18 protein-coding genes are annotated in these 17,974 nt (G+C 67.2%); 10 read left to right on the top strand and 8 right to left on the bottom strand.

Annotation, left to right across the window (positions count from 1 at the left end):
* Positions 1-170: 170 nt before the first annotated feature.
* On the bottom strand, positions 171-1,085 hold the full coding sequence (locus H7J73_RS06110) for a LysR family transcriptional regulator (protein ID WP_264066373.1): 915 nt from the start codon (positions 1,083-1,085) through the stop codon (positions 171-173).
* Between the two features lie 77 nt (positions 1,086-1,162).
* Between H7J73_RS06110 and H7J73_RS06105 the strand changes: the two genes are divergently transcribed.
* Complete coding sequence (locus tag H7J73_RS06105) at positions 1,163-1,570, top strand: VOC family protein (protein WP_264066372.1); 408 nt, start codon at positions 1,163-1,165, stop codon at positions 1,568-1,570.
* Positions 1,571-1,630: 60 nt separating this feature from the next.
* Here H7J73_RS06105 and H7J73_RS06100 read toward each other — a convergent pair whose 3' ends face one another.
* On the bottom strand, positions 1,631-1,798 hold the full coding sequence (locus tag H7J73_RS06100; protein ID WP_264066371.1) for a hypothetical protein: 168 nt from the start codon (positions 1,796-1,798) through the stop codon (positions 1,631-1,633).
* 216 nt (positions 1,799-2,014) lie between these two features.
* Here H7J73_RS06100 and H7J73_RS06095 point away from each other — a divergent pair, with 216 nt between their 5' ends.
* The 4 genes from H7J73_RS06095 (at position 2,015) to H7J73_RS06080 (ending at position 5,825) form a co-directional block, all read left to right on the top strand.
* Positions 2,015-3,499 (top strand): protein adenylyltransferase SelO, encoded by a 1,485-nt coding sequence (locus H7J73_RS06095; RefSeq protein WP_264066370.1) that lies wholly within the window; start codon positions 2,015-2,017, stop codon positions 3,497-3,499.
* Positions 3,500-3,716: 217 nt separating this feature from the next.
* Positions 3,717-4,562 (top strand): EamA family transporter, encoded by an 846-nt coding sequence (locus tag H7J73_RS06090; protein ID WP_264066400.1) that lies wholly within the window; start codon positions 3,717-3,719, stop codon positions 4,560-4,562.
* 24 nt (positions 4,563-4,586) lie between these two features.
* Positions 4,587-5,426, top strand: a complete 840-nt coding sequence (locus H7J73_RS06085; RefSeq protein WP_264066369.1) for an acyl-CoA thioesterase domain-containing protein — start codon at positions 4,587-4,589, stop codon at positions 5,424-5,426.
* Between the two features lie 45 nt (positions 5,427-5,471).
* Positions 5,472-5,825, top strand: coding sequence for a VOC family protein (locus tag H7J73_RS06080; protein ID WP_264066399.1), 354 nt, complete (start codon positions 5,472-5,474; stop codon positions 5,823-5,825).
* A gap of 15 nt (positions 5,826-5,840) precedes the next feature.
* Here the strand turns inward: H7J73_RS06080 and H7J73_RS06075 are convergent, their stop codons facing one another.
* Positions 5,841-6,581: a tyrosine-protein phosphatase gene (locus H7J73_RS06075; RefSeq protein ID WP_264066368.1), complete on the bottom strand. Its 741-nt coding sequence runs from the start codon at positions 6,579-6,581 to the stop codon at positions 5,841-5,843.
* 323 nt (positions 6,582-6,904) lie between these two features.
* Positions 6,905-8,347: an MFS transporter gene (locus H7J73_RS06070; protein ID WP_264066367.1), complete on the bottom strand. Its 1,443-nt coding sequence runs from the start codon at positions 8,345-8,347 to the stop codon at positions 6,905-6,907.
* Between the two features lie 175 nt (positions 8,348-8,522).
* Here H7J73_RS06070 and H7J73_RS06065 point away from each other — a divergent pair, with 175 nt between their 5' ends.
* Positions 8,523-9,917, top strand: coding sequence for a purine-cytosine permease family protein (locus H7J73_RS06065; protein ID WP_264066366.1), 1,395 nt, complete (start codon positions 8,523-8,525; stop codon positions 9,915-9,917).
* On the opposite strand, the gene H7J73_RS06060 is transcribed toward H7J73_RS06065, so the two are convergent.
* Complete coding sequence (locus tag H7J73_RS06060; RefSeq protein ID WP_264066365.1) at positions 9,906-10,682, bottom strand: SDR family NAD(P)-dependent oxidoreductase; 777 nt, start codon at positions 10,680-10,682, stop codon at positions 9,906-9,908. The genes H7J73_RS06065 and H7J73_RS06060 overlap by 12 nt on opposite strands.
* Positions 10,679-11,677 (bottom strand): agmatinase, encoded by a 999-nt coding sequence (speB, locus tag H7J73_RS06055; protein WP_264066398.1) that lies wholly within the window; start codon positions 11,675-11,677, stop codon positions 10,679-10,681. The genes H7J73_RS06060 and speB overlap by 4 nt, the downstream gene beginning before the upstream one ends.
* A 170-nt stretch (positions 11,678-11,847) precedes the next feature.
* Here speB and H7J73_RS06050 point away from each other — a divergent pair, with 170 nt between their 5' ends.
* Positions 11,848-12,204: a hypothetical protein gene (locus H7J73_RS06050; RefSeq protein WP_264066364.1), complete on the top strand. Its 357-nt coding sequence runs from the start codon at positions 11,848-11,850 to the stop codon at positions 12,202-12,204.
* On the top strand, positions 12,152-13,096 hold the full coding sequence (locus H7J73_RS06045) for a D-2-hydroxyacid dehydrogenase family protein (protein ID WP_264066362.1): 945 nt from the start codon (positions 12,152-12,154) through the stop codon (positions 13,094-13,096). The genes H7J73_RS06050 and H7J73_RS06045 overlap by 53 nt, the downstream gene beginning before the upstream one ends.
* Here the strand turns inward: H7J73_RS06045 and H7J73_RS06040 are convergent.
* Positions 13,093-13,500, bottom strand: a complete 408-nt coding sequence (locus tag H7J73_RS06040; RefSeq protein WP_264066361.1) for an acyl-CoA thioesterase — start codon at positions 13,498-13,500, stop codon at positions 13,093-13,095. The genes H7J73_RS06045 and H7J73_RS06040 overlap by 4 nt on opposite strands.
* Before the next feature lie 5 nt (positions 13,501-13,505).
* Complete coding sequence (locus tag H7J73_RS06035) at positions 13,506-14,240, bottom strand: helix-turn-helix transcriptional regulator (RefSeq protein WP_264066397.1); 735 nt, start codon at positions 14,238-14,240, stop codon at positions 13,506-13,508.
* A gap of 130 nt (positions 14,241-14,370) precedes the next feature.
* On the opposite strand from H7J73_RS06035, the gene H7J73_RS06030 reads away from it, so the two are divergent.
* The gene (locus tag H7J73_RS06030) at positions 14,371-14,934 is read left to right on the top strand and encodes a hypothetical protein (RefSeq protein ID WP_264066360.1); all 564 of its coding nucleotides are present in this window, start codon (positions 14,371-14,373) and stop codon (positions 14,932-14,934) included.
* 385 nt (positions 14,935-15,319) lie between these two features.
* Positions 15,320-17,974: hypothetical protein (locus tag H7J73_RS06025; protein ID WP_264066359.1), on the top strand; the 2,655-nt coding region annotated here is incomplete at its 3' end.

Below are 17,974 nucleotides of genomic sequence, written 5' to 3'. Positions count from 1 at the left end.
GCCGAACCCGGGCAGGATTCGAACCGCCGTGAGTAAAACAATCACCCATCGGAGGGGTGGCCGCAACCGATTCCGTCACGTTTTTTCATTTTCGCAATGGATTCCCTTGCCGGAGGCGGTTTGCGCGCGCGACATTGACGTGTCACGGATTGTTCAACCGTGCCTGCGGTTCAGCCGGCGTTGCGTGGCCAGTGCGTCTGTGACGGGGTGGTTGCTGATCGGGGTTGCAGCCGGTCCAATAAAAGTCGCAGCGGAGGCCAGGTGGAACGACCGCGTCGGGTCACCGCGTACGCCGTCAGCACGATCTCGGGGTCGACGATCGGCAGGACTGTGACGCCCGGCCGGGTGGGGCGACTCAGTGGCAGCAGGCCAACGCCGTATCCCGCGGCGATCAGATCCTCGACTAGGTCGAGGCTGTCGATCTGATGCCAGATGCGTGGGGTGAACCCGGCCAGCGCCGCGAGTGTGCGTACGGCATCCTCGTCCGCTGTGTTGCGGGAATTGACGATCCAGCGGTGGTTCGCATACGACGTGAGATCGGCGGGTCCCTGCGCTGCGTTATCCGGCACGCCCAGTCCCCACACGGTCGACCACAGCGGCACCGCTTCCAACACGGCGTCCGGGGCTGCCGGCGCGAGGTTGTAGTCGTAGGCCATTGCCAGGTCGAGGGCGTCCTCGGCGAGTAGGGCGAAAGCTTCGACGGGTTCGTACTCGCTGATCACCACCTCCACCTTGGGGTGGGTGAGCGCCAGTTCCGTCAGCACCGGCATCAACGACAGCCGGATACCGGTGGCGAAACCGCCGACCCGGACCGTCCCCGCCGGGTCGGCGTCCGGATCGAGATCCAGCCGGGCGGCGTCGACCGCCGCGAGAATCGTCACCGCGTGATCGGCCAGTCGTTGACCCGCCGGGGTGAGTCGGACGCGGCGGCCGTCGGGTTCGATCAGCTGCGCGTTGGTCTCCTTGGACAAGGCGGCGATCTGCTGGGAGACCGTGGACGTGGTCAGCCGGTAGGCGTCGGCGACTTCCCGCATCGAACCCAGCCGCGACAACGCCAGCAGCAGGCGCAGCCGGCGGGTGTCCACGCAACCATTCTCAGCCATCGTCCATAATTAGTGAACAATCGTGCGGCATCGGCGGTGGATCGTTATACGGTGGCCCCGTGAAACTGGAGCTGTTGTCCACGAATGTCGAAGTCGCCGTCGTGACGACGAACCTCGACGCCATGATCGCCTTCTACGGCGACTTCCTCGGCTTGGAGCTGCAGGGCGAACTGGAGTTCCCCGGCGGCTCGCAACGGCGGTATGCCTTGGGCGGCAACGTGATCAAACTGGTTACCTATGACCCGCCTCCGCCGCAGCCCGCTGCGCCGGGTGGGGGCAGGGCACAGGCGGGCATTCGGTACCTCACATTCGGGGTCAAGAATCTCAGCGGCCTCGCCGAGAAGATCGCGGAATCTGAATACGAGTTCGCCGAACCGCTGACCGAGTTCGAGCCGGTGCCAGGGATGGGGTGGCTGTTCGTCACTGATCCGGATGGCAACTGGATCGAATTCTTCGGGACGCTCTAGAGGCACGACGACAAACGAGGGCACCCGCAGCGCGGGTGCCCTCGTCGGTGATCGGGTTGATCAGTTGTGCACGCTGGTGTCGACCTGCGGGACGACGACGCTCGTACCACCGCTGACCTGGTTCACCCAGTCGTGATGTCCGAGGTCGGCCTGCGCAGGCGCGGCCAGACCCACGATCGCGGCGGCAAAACCGGAGGCGATGACGGCGGCAAATCCGAAATTCTTCATTTTCGTTCTCCTCTTGGCGTTTCTACCGGCTGGTGGTGGCGGTCCTTTTCGCCGGTCTGGTCGAGTCAACAGGCAGGTCAGCGGTTTAATTCCAGTGGCAGGATCTGATCGGTCGGTGGCAGGATTCGACGTGCTCGACACTGCGGCGGTGGCCGACCTCCAGAGTGACGGCAAACACACCGGCGCCCGTCGGATGCCCGGCCGTAGGCTGGACCCGTGAGCGTTGCACCCACGACCGGCACGTTCGGCGTCGCCTTGGGCGACCACTTCGCCCGCGAGTTCGCGGAGCTGGCGATTCCTTGGCAGGCCGAGGCCGCCCCCGATCCTCGCCTGCTCATGCTCAATGACAGGCTGGCCACCGAGCTGGGCCTCGACCCGGCCTGGCTGCGAAGCGGCGACGGGCTGGCCCTGCTGGTCGGTGCGGTGGTCCCAGAGGAGGCCACCCCGGTGGCGCAGGGCTACGCCGGGCATCAGTTCGGCGGCTTCGTGCCACGGCTGGGGGACGGGCGTGCCCTGCTTCTCGGCGAGCTGACCGACGTCGACGGCCGCACCCGCGACCTACACCTCAAGGGTTCGGGCCGGACGCCCTTCGCCCGCGGCGGCGACGGTCTGGCGGTCGTCGGCCCGATGCTGCGTGAGTATGTGATCAGCTCGGCGATGGAAGCGCTCGGCATTCCGACCACCCGCTCGCTGGCCGTCATCGCGACCGGCCGTGAGGTGTGGCGCGAGACGCAACTGCCGGGTGCGCTACTGGTCAGGGTGGCGAGTAGTCATCTTCGGGTCGGCAGCTTTCAGTACGCCGCCCAGATCTCGCAGGCCAACGGCGATCTCGACCTGCTCCGCCGGCTCGCCGAGCACGCCATCGTGCGCCATTACCCCGAAGCCGCGGGCGCGGACAACCCTTATCTGGCGTTGTTCGACGCAGTGCTCGCCGCGCAAGCCTCGCTGGTGGCTCGGTGGATGCTCGTCGGCTTCATCCACGGCGTGATGAATACCGACAACATGACGATTTCCGGCGAGACCATCGACTACGGTCCCTGCGCCTTCATGGATGGCTACGACCCGGGCACAGTCTTCAGCTCGATAGACCGCGACGGGCGTTACGCCTATCGCAATCAGCCGGCCGCGGCGCAGTGGAATCTCGCCCGGTTCGCCGAGAGCCTGCTGCCCCTGCTCGACGATGACGCGGAGCGGGCCGTCGCCATGGCCACGGAGTCGCTGCGCACTTTTCCTGAGCAGTACCAGCACGCCTGGTCGACCGGGATGCGCGCGAAAATCGGGCTGCCGGCCGACGGCATCGACGACGTGTCGGCGGTGCTGATCGATGACCTACTTGCTCTGCTTGCGCAGAGCCGCGTCGACTACACCTCGTTTTTCCGGCAGTTGGCGCACGCGGCCCGTGGGGATGCCGAACCGGCGCGCCGGCTTTTCCTCGATCTTGCGGCGTTCGACGAGTGGACGCTGCGGTGGCGCGCGCTGAACCCGGCCGCCGACCTGATGGATCGGGTCAATCCGGTCTACATTCCGCGCAACCACCTCGTCGAGGAGGCATTGGCCGCGGCGACTGCCGGCGACCTGACGCCACTGCAACAGCTGCTGCCCGTGTTGTCCGCGCCGTATGACGAACGCCCCGGCCTGCAGCGCTACGCCGAACCGCCTCCTGACGACTTCACCGACTACCGCACCTTCTGTGGCACCTGATCACGTCTGAGGTTCGGCTACAGGGTTCGAGGATGGTCCGGCGCAGCTGCAAGAGCGAGTTCGTCGCAGTCGGAGTAATTGTGCGGATTTTCTGAACAATATGCTCGCGAATAACACGTGGACCTGAACGGTTTCGGGCGCGTTCAATGCTGCTGTGTCAACAAACGCAGCGACCGACAACGCCGCGACCAACCGTCCCGCCCGGATCGGCGCCCTGATGGCAGTGGGCTCGATGCTGTGTGTGCAGATCGGGCTGGCCATCTCGGTGGCCCTGATCGACCGTATCGGCGCCGAAGGCGTGGCATGGTTGCGGCTCTCCTGGGCAGGAGTGATCCTGCTGATCGTCGTCCGACCACGGCCGAGCGCGTTCACCCGTCGCACGTTCGCCGCATGCGTCGCGCTCGGTGTGGTGACCGCCGCTATCACACTGCTGTTCATGGCTGCGGCGGCGCGGATTCCGTTGGGTACCGCCAGTGCACTGGAGTTCCTGGGCCCGCTGGCTGTCGCGGTGGCCGTGGGCCGCGGCGGGCTGAGGAGTCCGAGGGTGCTGTGGCCGGCGTTGGCCGCCGTCGGGGTGCTGCTCCTGACGCAGCCGTGGGCTGGTGCGGTGGATCCGATCGGCGTGCTCTACGCGCTCGGCTCCGCGGTGTGCTGGGCGACCTACATCCTGTTGACGCAGCGCGTCGGCGACGACGTCGCCGGGATGAACGCTCTGGCGGTGTCGATGCCCGTCGCGGGCCTGGTGGCCACCATCACCGTGGGGCCCTCGGTCTTCGGCCGCGTCACCCCGGAGCTGATCTTTCTCGGCATCGGTCTTGCGGTGCTGCTGCCGGTCGTGCCGTTCACCCTGGAATTTCTTGCGCTGCGCAAACTCGACGCCGCGGCGTTCGGGACACTGATGAGCCTGGAACCGGCCTGCGCGATGCTGATCGGTCTGGTCATCCTGCATCAGGTGCCTGGCCGGCTGGCGATCGGTGGTGTCGCCTTCGTGGTGGCGGCCGGGATCGGTGCCGCCCGCTCGGGAGCCCGCACGGCGCCAGTGCCTGCCGAGGTCTGCGCCTGAACTGCCGCATGCGATGATGCGCCGATGACCGATCGTCCCGCGCATTTCCTGCCGAAAGACGGGCACTTTCTGCCGCAGAAGTACGCCAACAGCCACTGGGGTGAGGACCATCTGAACGGCCCGGCGATCGTCGGACTGGCGGCCCGGACGTTGGAAATGCAGTACGGGGCGCCGGAGTTAATGCCGACGCGACTGACTGTCGACCTGTTCAAGGCGGCCCGCAACCAGCCGACTCAGGTGCGAACCAGACTGATCCGCGACGGTCGACGGGTGCGTAACGTCGAGTGCGATGTCTTGCAGGGCAGTGGCAGTGGTGACGACGAGGTAGTGGTCGCGCGGGCTGTCCTCGTCTTGTACCGGCGGTCGGCCGCACCGCCCGGTGAGCAATGGTCCCCGGCAATCGATTTCGCGTTTCCGCCCGATGTGCATACGACGCCGGACGAATCGGTGCTGCCCCACACCGGAAGCGATTCCGTCGGGTGGACCAGACAGGTCGGCGATCACCAGAACGGCTCCCGCACCCGCTTCCTGGATCGCGGAATCGATGTCGTTGCAGGCGAACGCAATACGCCGTTTGTGAAAGCGGCGATGGTCGCGGAGTCGACGAGCCTGGTGACCAACCTGGGCACCCACGGCATCGGCTACATCAACGGTGACCTGACCGTCGCACTGGCCCGGCTACCCAAGGACGAATGGATCGCCGTACAGGCCGATTCCCATTGGGCCGCCGACGGTATCGCGGTCGGGACGGCCACACTGTTCGATCGTTCCGGGCCGTTCGGCACCGGCGTCGTCACCGCGGTGGCCAACCCCGCCGTGCAGATCGACTTCGCCAACACGGGCTTTCAGGGGCTCCGGATCTAGGGTGGTGAGACCGTCGAAGGGAGCCACTCAACGAAACCCACCGGGATCGTCGCCAACCTTTCCGTCCCTGACATCGCTGGTGCCCGAGAGTTCTACATAGACTATCTAGGGCTCAGCAACGAGCCGTTCAACCTCGGCTGGGTTGCCAATCTGCAATCGCCCGACGGTCGCGCGCAGGTCCAGTTGGTCACCCGTGACGAGACCTCGCCCGTGGACTCGGCGATCTCGGTCCACATCGGCGACGGCATCGAGCAGGCCTACGAAGAAGCCGGGCGACGCGGCTTCGAGATCGTGCATCCGCTGACCACGGAGCCGTGGGGTGTGCGCCGGTTCTTCGTCCGGGCACCCGACGGCACCGTGATCAACATCGTCAGCCATAGCGACGACGCGGCCGGCTAGCACCGCCCCGTCGAATCAGGCAGTGAGCGTCGTCTTCAGTGTTGCGATCGTGGCGGCATCCAGACCGACGCCGTCGGTGAGATAGCGCTCCATCGTGCCGTACCGGGCCTGCACCTCGTCCAGGCTGGCCTGCAACGCCTCGGGGAAGACGCTGAGCATCACCCGCGTGCCGGCCCCGGCTTCCGGCCCGTAGGCCTCGGTCGCGGCCGCCGCACCGGCATCGATCGACTGCTGCGAATACTCGTTGGTGAGCAGGTAATCGCTCATGACGTTCTCGGGTGACACACCCACCAGGGTCTGCAGGACGGCGCTGGCCCAGCCGGTGCGATCCTTTCCGGACGTGCAGTGGTACACCTGCGGGCCGGGATTGGCTGCGATGGACCGGAACAGCTCACCGAACCGGGCCCGCTCAACGGGATCGGCGACGAAAAGCTTGTATTGGTCGATCAGCAACTGACGTGCCTGGGGCGGGGACATATCAGCCATGGTCGGGATCGGGCTCTGGTCGCCGACGATGTTGATGTGCACGTACGTGGTGCCGGGCGGCACGATGTCGGGGCTTTCGACGATTTCGGGGCTGGTGCGAAGGTCGTAGTCGTGGGTCAGATTGAGGCTGGTCAGCGTCGCCATGTCGGCGTCGTCCGGACGCACGGCGCTGGAACGGTAGAGCACTCCTTTGCGCATATGCTGGCCCGTCGCGACGGGATATCCCTCATCCGGACCGGCGACATCCCGAAAATTATCGACGCTGGCCAACCTCGGAGTGTTCGAAATCTCTTGCGCTGGTTCCGTTGTCGGTTCCGCTACCGCTACGGCACTCATAGTGCCGATACCGGGTTCTGCGATCGGTCCCACGAGCAGTCCTGCAGCAGCGATCGTAGCAATCGAGACAGATCGAGCTCGGACAAACCTTGCCATGTTCACGTCCTCCACGCCGCTGTGATCGCCCCACACAGATGCTGAACAGCATGAGTTGCAAGGCCGTACCCTGCCAGGCGGGTTGCCATGACAGGTCCCGCAGGCTATCACCGCTGCTCCGCTGTTTGGCGGGCTCCACCAGGGCCGGGGGACTCCGCGGCTCAGCCCCACTCGTGGTTCATGGCTCGCGACGCCTCCAGGTCTTCGAGGCTTTCGACCGCCCGCCGGCGGGTATGAGACAGCGCGATCAGCACCAGCGCCAGGGCGGCGCTGACGGCCCCGATGATGAAAATGGTGACGAACGCGCCTTCGGCCGGCACGCCCGTCGCACCTGTCGATCGCTGTAGCAGAACCGCCACCAACGCCGCGGCTATCGAGCTGCCCACGGCGCGGGAGATCGCGTTGACACCGGTCGCGACCCCGGTCTCGCCCGGGTCGGCTTCGCTGACCACCAAGGCGGGCAGCGCGCTGTAGGCGAGGCTGATGTAGGCGTTGGCCGCCAGACCCGCGACGATCACCTGCCACGGTTGGGAATGGGCGATCGCCAGGAAGGCGAACCCGACGATGCCCGCGGCCGCGCCACAGACCAGCACCGGTCTGGCCCCGAACCTGTCGATGAACCGGCCGCTGGCCGTCGCGGTGACGAAACCGACCAATGCGCCCGGCAGCAGGAAAACGACGCTGGCCTGCAAAACGCTTGCGCTGAAGCCATATCCGGCAATGTCGCGGGGGATCTGGACGAATTCGGTCAAGCCGAGGAATCCGAAATACAGGCCCATGCCCACCAGCACCGTCGCCAGATTGGTGAGCAACATCGCCCGCCGCGTCAGTGTCGTCGTCGATACCAGTGGATGGGTACAGCGTCGCTCCCAGAACCACCAGCCGACCAGCACCGCGAGACCGGCCCCAGCGGACCCGATGGTTGCGGGGGATACCCAGCCCCAGGTGTTGCCCTGGGTGACCGTCAACAGCAACGCCGTCAGACCTACGGCCAGGCCAGCCGCACCCAACCAGTCGATGGTTCCTTCGGAGGTCCTGTCTCGGGATGGAACGCAGAGCAGCACAACGAGAATCACGAATACGGTGAACCCGGTGGTCAGCCAGAACACCCGGTGATAGCCGGCGTTGCCGTCCATCATCAACCCGGTCACCACAAGTCCGGCGCCGCCGCCGACACCGAGCGTTCCGGACAGCACCGCCAACGCCCCGACGACGCGTTCCTCGGGCAGTTCCTCGCGCAGGATCGCCACGCAGATCGGGTACAGCGAGTACGACACGCCCTGGAGCACCCTCGCCACGATCAACAGCGGCAACGACGCCGTCGTGGCCGCCAGTATCGAGCCGGCGAGCACCACCGCCAGCACCCCGAACAGCACCCGTCGCTTGTTGTGCAGGTCGGCCAGTCGCCCGATCAGCGGGGTGGCGGCCGCCGCGGCGAGCAGATTCGCCGTCACCGCCCAACTGACCCCGACCGTCGAGGCATTCAACTGCTCGGCGATGACACCGAGTACCGGGACCACGGCGGTCTGCAGAACTGCGACGGTCAGCGCGACCACGCTCAAGGCCGCGATCAGCACTCGGGGCCGGGCATCCTGCGGCGACACAATCGAGGTCCCTTCGTGGCGGAGGTGATCCCGTTGATTATGTCGGCTATCTATGCAAGTGGCGCAGCCAGGAGCTCCGCCGCGGCAGCCGCTCCCATGACGAACACAGATCGGAGCGTCATGATCGAATAGACCGGACGGGAATCTCCCGGACTTTCGACGAAAGGCGTCGCCGATGACCCACGAGGTTGCGGTACCGGGCGCGTTTGACGCACCCGCCTTCAATGGCCGACGGCCAACCCGCTCGGGTGACCTGGCCGTCGAGACCCATGGAATCGCCCCGATCGGGGAGCATCAGCGGTACGGCAAGCCGGGCCGGTTGTTCACGGTCTGGTTCGCCCCGCAGGTCACCATGACCGGTGTCTTCACCGGTACGCTCGCAGTCGCGCTGGGACTCGGTTTCTGGCTGGGCATGCTCGCGATGATCATCGGCACGGTGCTGGGTTCGTTGGCAGTGGCCTATCTGTCGACCTGGGGGCCGCGGACGGGGTCAGGCCAGCTGCCGATCTCCCGGATGGCGTTCGGTGGCGGTGTCGTGATACCTGCTGCGCTGCAATGGCTTTCGTCGATCGCCTGGGACGGGCTGGTGGGTCTCTTCGGCGGTGAAGCGCTGTCGGTTCTGCTCGATATCCCGTTCTGGGCGGCAGTGCTGATCGTCCTGGTCCTGCAGGGCGCGGTCGGATTCTTCGGCTACGAACTGATCCACCGGGTCCAGGCCGTGCTGACGGTGGTGTTGTTCGCGACGTTCGTGGTGTTCGCCATCAAACTGGTGGCCGGACATCAGGTGATCACCCCGGCGACGGTCGCGGGACCCGATCTGGTGGGTGCCTTCGTCATGGAGGTCACCATCGCGCTGAGTCTGGCGATCTCCTGGGCCAGCTATGCCGCCGACTTCAGCCGCTACCTGCCCGCCGATTCGTCTCGGGGCCGCGTCTTCGGATTCAGCTTCGGCGGAATTGTGTTGGCCTACATCTTTGTTCAGGGCATCGGCATCGCCGGTGCGAACCTGTTGTCCGATCAGACCGCTGCCGGAGTGCGCACGGTCATGGGCGACGGGGTGCTCGGTGTCATCGCCCTGCTGGCTATCACGCTGGCCGCCATCGGCTCGAGCGCGATGAACGACTACAGCGGTTCGCTGGCCCTGCAGACCGTCGGCGTCCGGGTGCGTCGGCCGATGTCCGCGGTGATCGTGACCGTGCTGGCCTTCCTGCTCATCCTGTGGCTGCACGCCGATGACACGGCGTCACGTTTCGAAAGTGTGCTGCTGCTGGTGGGCTACTGGATTCCGGCCTTCGTCGCCGTGATCGCAATCGACTGGGCGCTGCGCACCCGGGGGCGTCGCAATGTCAACCCCGCGGAGGAGACGACAGTCCGAGGTGATGCGGTCGCGGCGATGGTGGCGTTCGTGCTGGCGTATGCCGCCGCCATTCCGTTCATGAACACCACGCTGTACCAGGGGCCGGTTGCGCTCGCGTGGCACGGCGCTGATGTGGCCTACTTCGTCAACTTCCTGGTGGCCGCCGTGCTGTACGGCGGCTATCGACTGACGCGGCGCCGCTCAGCCCATTAGATAGCCGCCGTCGACCGGCACGTCGATACCGTTGATCATGCTGGCCGCATCCGATGCCAGCCACAGCACCGTATCGGCGACCTCATGCGGTTCCGCGAAGCGGCCCAACGGAATTCGGGCCAGCATCGGCGCGGACTTGACCTCGTCGCTCCAGGCTTTGCGGCCCATGTCGGTCAGTACCACGGTCGGGCAGACCGAGTTGGCCCGAATCCCGTACTGGCCCAGTTCACGGGCCAGGACCTTGGTGGCCATCGCCAGGCCGGCCTTGGACGTGCAGTAGGCGTAGTGCTCGGGAAGTGGGGACAGGGCCGCGGCCGACGCGATGGAGACGATGGCGCCGCCGGTGCCCGCCTCGACCATCGCCTTCGCGACGGCGGCAGCCAGCAGAGCGGGTGCACGCAGATTGATCGTCAACGTCACGTCGAACTTTTCGATCTCCAGTACGGTCACCGGCTGGTTCAGCGCGACACCGGCATTGTTCACCAGGATGTCGAGGCCGCCGAATGCGGTCAAGGCCTGCTCCGCGAGCTCGCCGGGCGCCTCCAGCCGCGACAGGTCGGCGATGACGGTGCTGACCTCGGTACCGAATTCGGCGTTGAGCGACGCGGCGAGCGACTCCAGTTCGTCTTGTTCGCGGTCGCTGAGCACCAACCGGGCGCCGGCCCCGGCGAAGGTGTGGGCGAGCTCGGCGCCGATCCCGCGGGCGGCTCCGGTGATGAGTGCTCGTTTCCCGTCGACGCGGGTCGAGCCGATATTCCTGCTCATTTGGCCAGCGGGGACGGCACACCGGCTTTCGCGCCTGCCGCGTCGCGACGGCGCGCTGCCATTCCGGCCAGGGCCTCGAACACCACCCGGTGGGCGGCGTTCACCGTCAACTCGGCGTGGTCATAGGCAGGGGCGACCTCCACCACGTCGACGCCTGCGACGTCATGCTCATAACAGAGCTGGCGCACCATGCGCAGCAGGTCCGCGCTGGTGATACCGCCGGGTTCCGGGGTACCGGTACCTGGCGCATGAGCCGGGTCTAGGACGTCGATATCGACTGACACATAGAGCTTTTCGGCTTTGGCCAGAGCTTCGCCGACCGCGTCCTTCATGACCGCCTTGAAGCCGCGCTCCCAGATCTCCTGCATGGTGTGCCACACCATGCCCTGCTCCTGCATCCACTCGAAGGTGTCCTGCGGCGGCCAGTACCCGCGCAGTCCGACCTGGACGAAGTGAGTGCCGGGAACGGCGCCCGATTCGATCAGCCGGCGCATCGGTGTGCCGTGGCTGGCGAGGTTGCCTTCGATGATGTCGGCGGTGTCGGCGTGTGCGTCGAAGTGCACGATGCCCACGTTGCCGTAACCGTGCACATCGGCGACGGCCGTTGCCGACGGCCAGGTGATCGAGTGGTCGCCGCCGAGGACGACGGGGACGATGCCGCGGGATGCGACGGCGGCGACCCGTTCGCGGATGTTGTTGTGGGAGACCTCGGTCTGGCCGTGCGGGCAGTAGGCGTCGCCGAAGTCGACCACTTCGAGCCAGTCGAAGATCTCCAGGCCGAGGTCCATGTGGTAGGTGCCGGGTTCGTAGGCGGTGGCGCGGATGGCGCGGGGCCCGAAGCGAGCTCCGGGCCGGTTCGTTGTCGCGATGTCGAACGGCGCGCCGACGATCGCCACATCGGGTCGCCAGGAGTCCAGCTGCTCGGTCTCGGTCAGGAACGGCCGGTGCCCGAATGACGCCAGGCCCGCATACGGCAGGTCCAGCTGCTCGGCCATCCCTGGCGGGAGCTCTCGTGCGTGACCGTGACCGTGATCGTGTCCGTGGCTCATCGGACTGACACTACTGGTCGGCGGGGAGACGGGGAACCCAATCGAAACGTGTTGCAGGCGCGGACACTACGTGCCAGGTAATTGCATGGGAGATCCACCGGCGGCAACGTGGGGTCATGACGGAAGATCCCTTGCCTGCCCCGGTTCCCAGGTGGCTGGCCTTAGTCCTGAAATCGGATCGCGCCGGTTCGTCCTGGTACGTCGGGACCGGGTTCTTCTTCGCGCCGGTGCTTGCCGTGCTGGCACCGTGGCCCGAGATTCGCACGCTGCTGTGGGTGCTCGTCGCGCTGGCCGGACTGTGGCTCGGCCTGCTCGGGATCGCGATGGCCACGGGCCTGGCGCTGGTCCTTCGCGCCGGCGGCGAGATCTCGGAGGACTATTGGCGCTCGGTGCTCGACCACCGGTCTACCGTCTACAGGAATGAAGGTCGCTGTCCTCGACGACTACCAGAACGTGGCGCTGCAGATGGCTGACTGGTCGCCGGTCGCGCGCCGGGCTGAGATCACCGTCTTCACCGATCACCTTGCCGATCCCGATGACCTGGTCGAACGACTAGCTCCCTTCGATGTTGTCGCCGTGATGCGCGAGCGCACCCCGCTGCCTCGCGATATTCTGCAGCGACTGCCGCAGCTGAAGATGATCGCCTCCACCGGGCCCTTCAACGCGTCGATCGACATGGCCGCAGCCGAGGAGTTCGGTATCCACGTCGGCACCACCGGCGGCTCCGTTGCCGCCACCATCGAACTGACCTGGGCGCTGATTCTGGCCGGCGCCCGGTCGCTGGTGGCCGAAAGCCGCTCGGTGCGCGACGGGGGCTGGCAGACCACGGTGGGCCAGGAACTGTCCGGAAAAGTGCTCGGGGTGTTGGGGCTCGGTCGCATCGGTGCCCGGGTCGCCCCGATCGGCACCGCCTTCGGAATGGACGTCATCGCGTGGAGCCAGAACCTCACGCCGGAAGCCGCCGAGAAGGCCGGCGTCCGCTACGTCTCGCGGGATGCGCTGTTCGCGACGTCCGATGTGCTCACCATCCACCTGAAGCTCAGTGACCGCAGCCGAGGTCTGATCGGCCCGGCCGAGTTGGCCGCGATGAAGCCGACGGCCATGCTGGTCAACACTTCTCGCGGCCCCATCGTGAAGGAAGCCGCGCTGGTCGACGCACTGCAGAACCGTCAGATCGCCGGCGCCGCTCTCGACGTCTTCGATACCGAACCGTTGCCGGTCGGGCATCCGCTGCGGACGCTGGACAACGTGCTGGCGACTCCGCATATCGGTTATGTCGCGGACCGGCCATACCGGATCTTCTTCGGCGACACCGTGGCGGCGATCTCGGACTGGCTGGACCGGGAAGATACGCGGGGGAGCTAAGCGTGCTCGGCCAGCCGGTCCCGCAACCAGGCCGGCCAGGGACTTTTCCCGAATGTTCCGGTATCCACGCACACGTGCGTCATGACACACTCGGCGATCAGCTCATCAGCCCGAAGGATCGCGAATTCACTTCGCAGCGAGGTGTTTCCGGGCGCAGCGAGGCGAACTTCGACCACCAACTCGTCGTCGAAAAGGGCTGGGCGTCGGAACGACAACTCGGCGGCGGCCACCACTACGTCGATACCGGCCTCGGTCATCGCGTCGTAGCCGCCGGCGATGTCGCGCACGGCCTCGGAGTGCGCCATATCCACCCAGGTCAGGTAGTGGGCGTTGAAAACCCTTCCTTGCATATCGCATTCGACGTATCGGACCCGCAACGGCATCACGTGGGTGGCGCTGGACATAGGAGTTACCGTAGCGCCACAGCGGTGACATCGTCGGCAGGCAGGAACGCCTCGATGCTCAATTCGGCCGCGGTGAGATCGAGCGCGGTACCGAACGTGGTCACCGTGCTCAGAAACGACAGCGTGGGCCCAGCGGCGGTGCGCAGGCGCAGCGGAACGACGATCTCGCCGGCCTCGTCGATATCAGCGAAATCACCTGGGAAAGATTCGATTTCGGTCAGCAGCGAGATCAAGTCGGCAGCGCCACTGGCCGCCGCTTCGCGCTGCAGACGGCTGATGACGTGCTTGCGCCACTGCCCGAGATTCTCGATGCGTGGGGCGAGGCCGCCTGGGTGCAGAGCAATCCGCAGGGCGTTCGGCCGGACCAGCAGGTGCGGCGCGACGCCGTCGAGGAGGACCGATGCACCCGAGTTCGCGCGCAGGATGTTCCAGCCGCGGTCCACGGCCAGACAGGGGTAAGGGTCGTAGGCGGCCAGGACCTGCTCGACGCCGTGACGCACTGCGGCCATCTCGGGATCATCGAGGGACCGCTCGAGATATTCAGGAGCGAAGCCTGCCGCGAACAACATCTGGTTTCGCTCGCGCAGCGGCACCTGCAGCGTCGTCGCCAGTCGTAGCACCATCGCCCGGCTCGGGGTGGCCCGTCCGGTTTCGAGGAAACTGAGGTGGCGCGAGGACACCTGCGCATCGATGGCCAGGTCGAGCTGGCTGAGATGCCGGCGTTTGCGCCACTGCCGCATCAGCGTTCCGAATGGCGCGGTCGAGGCCTCCGATCCAGCAGCGTCAGCGCTCACCACACCAGTGTCGCGCGGCCGGACTTCGGCGCGTGATTGCGGTTGCACTGCGCGGACGTGAGAACGTAGGAACACCATGGATACGCACGATTACGTCACCTATCAGGAATGGGGACGCAATTTCTTCGAGGTCGCCGTCACCGAGGAACGTGTCGCTGCGGCATTCGCGGATATCGCCGGCGACGAATTCGAGATGGGCCCGATGAGCCAGGGGCCAGGCCGCATTGCCAAGGTCACGGCCAAGGTGCGCATACAGAAGCCCCAGGCCCGACGGACCATCGGGGACACCATTACGTTCGCTATCCACATCCCGCTGGAGATCGACCTGCTGATCGACCTGCTGATCGACAAGCAGCGATTCGTGGTCGACGGCGATATTGCCCTGCGCGCTACCGCGCGGGCCGCCGAACCGCTGCTGCTGATCCTCGACGTGGCCAAACCGCGGCCTTCGGATATCAGCGTCCACGTGTCGTCGAACTCGCTGCGCGGTGAAGTGTTGCGCCTCCTTGCGGGGGTGGATGCCGAAATCCGTCGGTTCATCGCCCAGCACGTGTGCGACCAGATCGACGCGCCGGAATCGCAGCAGGCCCAAGTCATCGATGTCGGCGGCATGATCGACACCGCCTGGACGGGCGTGTAACCCCGAGCCTGTCTTCGGGGGACCGAGCGGGTGATGCGTCACTGTGACGCCCCGTTCGGCGCAAACACAGAAATTCGCTGACGCGTGGGCATACCTCTGGCCGGCGCCGCGCGCGACACGCCGCGGCCGCTGAGGGCGCCGTAAAACACATTTGTGTAGTTCACCGCCGAATTTTGCCTCTTTCTGGGGCTGAAAATGGCCGTTTACCAGCGACGCTGTCTCACCGCGCGGACCGCCGAAGTTGGCCGGGAGGTCTCGGCCGGGTAACTGGAGCGCCTCTCCTCGGCAACGGTTCGATAAAGGCCGCATTTGACGCTTGAGCAAATACAGCAAACCGATACGTTCGCCCATGAGGCACCGGCGCAGAGATAAGTGGGGAAACTAAATGTCACGCACAACGAACCGATCGGCGATCGGCGCTGTTGTCACTGCAGGAATGTTCTGGTCGGTCACTGCCCTCAGCCCAGTTGCGTCTGCGGACCTGTCGACGCCCGCTCCGGCGAGCCCCGGCGTGCCGTGCCTTGGCATGCTCCAGAACCTGGTGACATCGCCGCCGGACCTGAGCCAGGTTGGCCCCGGCGCAACCCAGACCTTCACCAATTTTCTGCCGGGTTCGACGCCGCCGGTGCCAGGGAGCAACACGTCGATCCCCGCGGCCAGCCCGCCCCTGCCCGGTTCGCCGCTGCCTGGTGGAAACACCGCGATTCCTGTGAACACCCCGCCCCGGCCGGGTGCGCCGGTGCCTGGGGGTGGTGGCGGTATCCCTGTCAACACGCCTCCGGTGCCGGGTGCGCCGGTGCCTGGGGGTGGTGGCGGTATCCCTGTCAACACGCCTCCGGTGCCGGGTGCGCCGGTGCCCGGCGGTGGTGGCGGTATCCCTGTCAACACGCCTCCGGTGCCGGGTGCGCCGGTGCCCGGCGGTGGTGGCGGTATCCCCGTCAACACGCCACCGCTGCCAGGCGCGCCGGTGCCCCCCGGGGCCGGCGGTATCCCCGGCGGCACTCCGCCACTGGCAGCGCCACCGTTGCCCCCGGCTGGGGCAGGCGTTCCGGCCGGCACTCCGCCGCTCGCAGCACCGCCTCTGCCCAACGGCCCGGCCGGTCTTCCGGTCGGCGGTCCGGCGGCCGCTGTATCCGACGCCTCGGGCGCTGCTCCTGGCACGGCGCTGCCGGCAGGTGCACCCATCGGCTCGGGCGAGGTCGGAGTGCAGGGTCTTGGCGCACCGGGGACGATCGACGCTGGTGACGTGGCCCAGGCCGCTGCGCCGGTGGGACCCGACGCTGCGGCCATCGCCCAGGATTCGGGCATTGCGCCGCCGGCCCCGGCAGCACCGCTGCCCGGCGACGTCGCCGATTTGGCTGCTCACACTCCGCCGGCGCCGGGTGCGCCGTTGCCTCCCGGTGGTGGTGAGGTTCCGGTTGTGACTCCGCCGGCGCCGGGTGCGCCGTTGCCTCCCGGTGGTGGTGAGATTCCGGTTGTGACCCCACCCGCGCCGGGTGCGCCGTTGCCTCCCGGCGGTGGCGAGGTTCCGGTTGTGACCCCGCCGGCCCCCGGTGGGCCTGTGCCCGGTGGTGGCACCGAGATTCCGGTGGTCAACCCGCCCGCCCCGGGCGCCCCCGTTCCCGGCGGCTCTTCCGAAGTCCCGGTCCAGGTTCCGCCCGCCCCCGGTGCACCCGTGCCCGGTGGTGGCACGGAGATTCCGGTGGTCAACCCGCCTGCGCCCGGTGCGCCGGTACCCGGCGACTCGACCGAGCGCCTGGTCCGGATCCCGCCCGTGCCGGACAACCCGGTGCCCGGTGGTGGCACCGAGATCCCGGTGAGTACCCCCGGCGCACCCGGGGCTGCCGTCCCCGGCGGTTCGTCCGAGGTCAACGTGACCAGGCCGCCACAGCTGCTGTCCACGCCGCCCGGCAACACCTCGATCATCGACAACCGCAGTGTTCCGCTGCCACCCCCAGGAAATGTCAGCGATTCCGGTGGGACCACGCTGCACACCCCGGGCTTCCCGGGCATGCACGTGCCACCCGGCGGCACCAACATCGATTCCTCGACGCCGCCTCTGCCGGGTTCGATGACGCCGCCCGGACAACGCAATGTCTCGGTGATTACGCCGCCTGGGCCGGCGAATCCGACTCCCGGCGGGTCCAGCGAGGTGTCGCTGACCACGCCGCCGGTGCCGGGCGCCCCCACTCCGGGAACATCCGTCGACGTGCCCGGTGGCACGCCACCGGTAGAGGTTCCCGGCGCACCCGGTGATGTGACCGACCTGTCGCTGACGACGCCTGGCGCGCCGGGTGTTCCGACGCCTCCGGGTGGGACCGATATCGCGGTCAACACACCGCCGGCACAGGTTCCTGGTGTGCCCGGGCAGATCAGCGACACCTCTGCCGGCACGCCCGGTGGACCTGGTGTTCCGACGCCTCCCGGTGGGATCGATGTTCCGGGTGGTACGCCTCCTGCGCCTGGTGTTCCGACGCCTCCCGGTGGGACTGATGTTCCGGGTGGTACGCCCCCTGCGCCGGGTGTTCCGACGCCTCCTGGCGGGATCGATGTTCCGGGTGGTACGCCTCCTGCGCCGGGTGTTCCGACGCCTCCTGGCGGGATCGATGTTCCGGGTGGTACGCCTCCTGCACCCGGTGTTCCGACGCCCCCCGGGGGAGGCGGAATCCCGCTGGAGACGCCGCCCGCTCCGGGCCTGCCTGCACCGGGAACGGTGACCGACCTCGCGGCGCCACTGCCTCCGGCACCTGGTGCACCGGTGATCGATGCTGCTGCGCAGGGCATTCCGGACGGCCTGCCCGCGGCGCCGATCGCGGACGCCTCCGCTCAGGCCGCACCCGCGGGTCCGGCTGGGGCGCCGATCGCCGACGCGTCAGCCCTCGCCGGCGCCGGACCGCAACCAGGTGCAGCCGTACCGGGTGGTGCCGGGGGCGGAGCAGGTCTCGGTGCACCCGGTGCACCCGGTGCACCCGGTGGATCCGGTGCGCCGATCGCCGATGCTGCGGCCCAGGCCGCTCCGGCGGGTCCGGTCGGTCCCGCC

Source organism: Mycolicibacterium komossense (assembly GCF_025822605.1).
Taxonomy (GTDB): Bacteria; Actinomycetota; Actinomycetes; order Mycobacteriales; family Mycobacteriaceae; genus Mycobacterium; species Mycobacterium komossense.
Note: the sequence above shows the minus strand (reverse complement) of the source record. Positions and strands in the feature narration are given on the sequence as shown.

What these genes read in the sequence shown, in the direction of transcription:
- H7J73_RS06090 (WP_264066400.1), top strand. Translation starts at nt 3,717, where the DNA reads ATGGCAGTGGGCTCGATGCTGTGTGTGCAGATCGGGCTGGCCATCTCG.
- H7J73_RS06100 (WP_264066371.1), bottom strand. Translation starts at nt 1,798, where the DNA reads ATGAAGAATTTCGGATTTGCCGCCGTCATCGCCTCCGGTTTTGCCGCC.
- speB (WP_264066398.1), bottom strand. Translation starts at nt 11,677, where the DNA reads ATGGCCGAGCAGCTGGACCTGCCGTATGCGGGCCTGGCGTCATTCGGG.
- H7J73_RS06045 (WP_264066362.1), top strand. Translation starts at nt 12,152, where the DNA reads ATGAAGGTCGCTGTCCTCGACGACTACCAGAACGTGGCGCTGCAGATG.
- H7J73_RS06085 (WP_264066369.1), top strand. Translation starts at nt 4,587, where the DNA reads ATGACCGATCGTCCCGCGCATTTCCTGCCGAAAGACGGGCACTTTCTG.
- H7J73_RS06060 (WP_264066365.1), bottom strand. Translation starts at nt 10,682, where the DNA reads ATGAGCAGGAATATCGGCTCGACCCGCGTCGACGGGAAACGAGCACTC.
- H7J73_RS06065 (WP_264066366.1), top strand. Translation starts at nt 8,523, where the DNA reads ATGACCCACGAGGTTGCGGTACCGGGCGCGTTTGACGCACCCGCCTTC.
- H7J73_RS06030 (WP_264066360.1), top strand. Translation starts at nt 14,371, where the DNA reads ATGGATACGCACGATTACGTCACCTATCAGGAATGGGGACGCAATTTC.
- H7J73_RS06040 (WP_264066361.1), bottom strand. Translation starts at nt 13,500, where the DNA reads ATGTCCAGCGCCACCCACGTGATGCCGTTGCGGGTCCGATACGTCGAA.
- H7J73_RS06050 (WP_264066364.1), top strand. Translation starts at nt 11,848, where the DNA reads ATGACGGAAGATCCCTTGCCTGCCCCGGTTCCCAGGTGGCTGGCCTTA.
- H7J73_RS06035 (WP_264066397.1), bottom strand. Translation starts at nt 14,240, where the DNA reads ATGCGGCAGTGGCGCAAACGCCGGCATCTCAGCCAGCTCGACCTGGCC.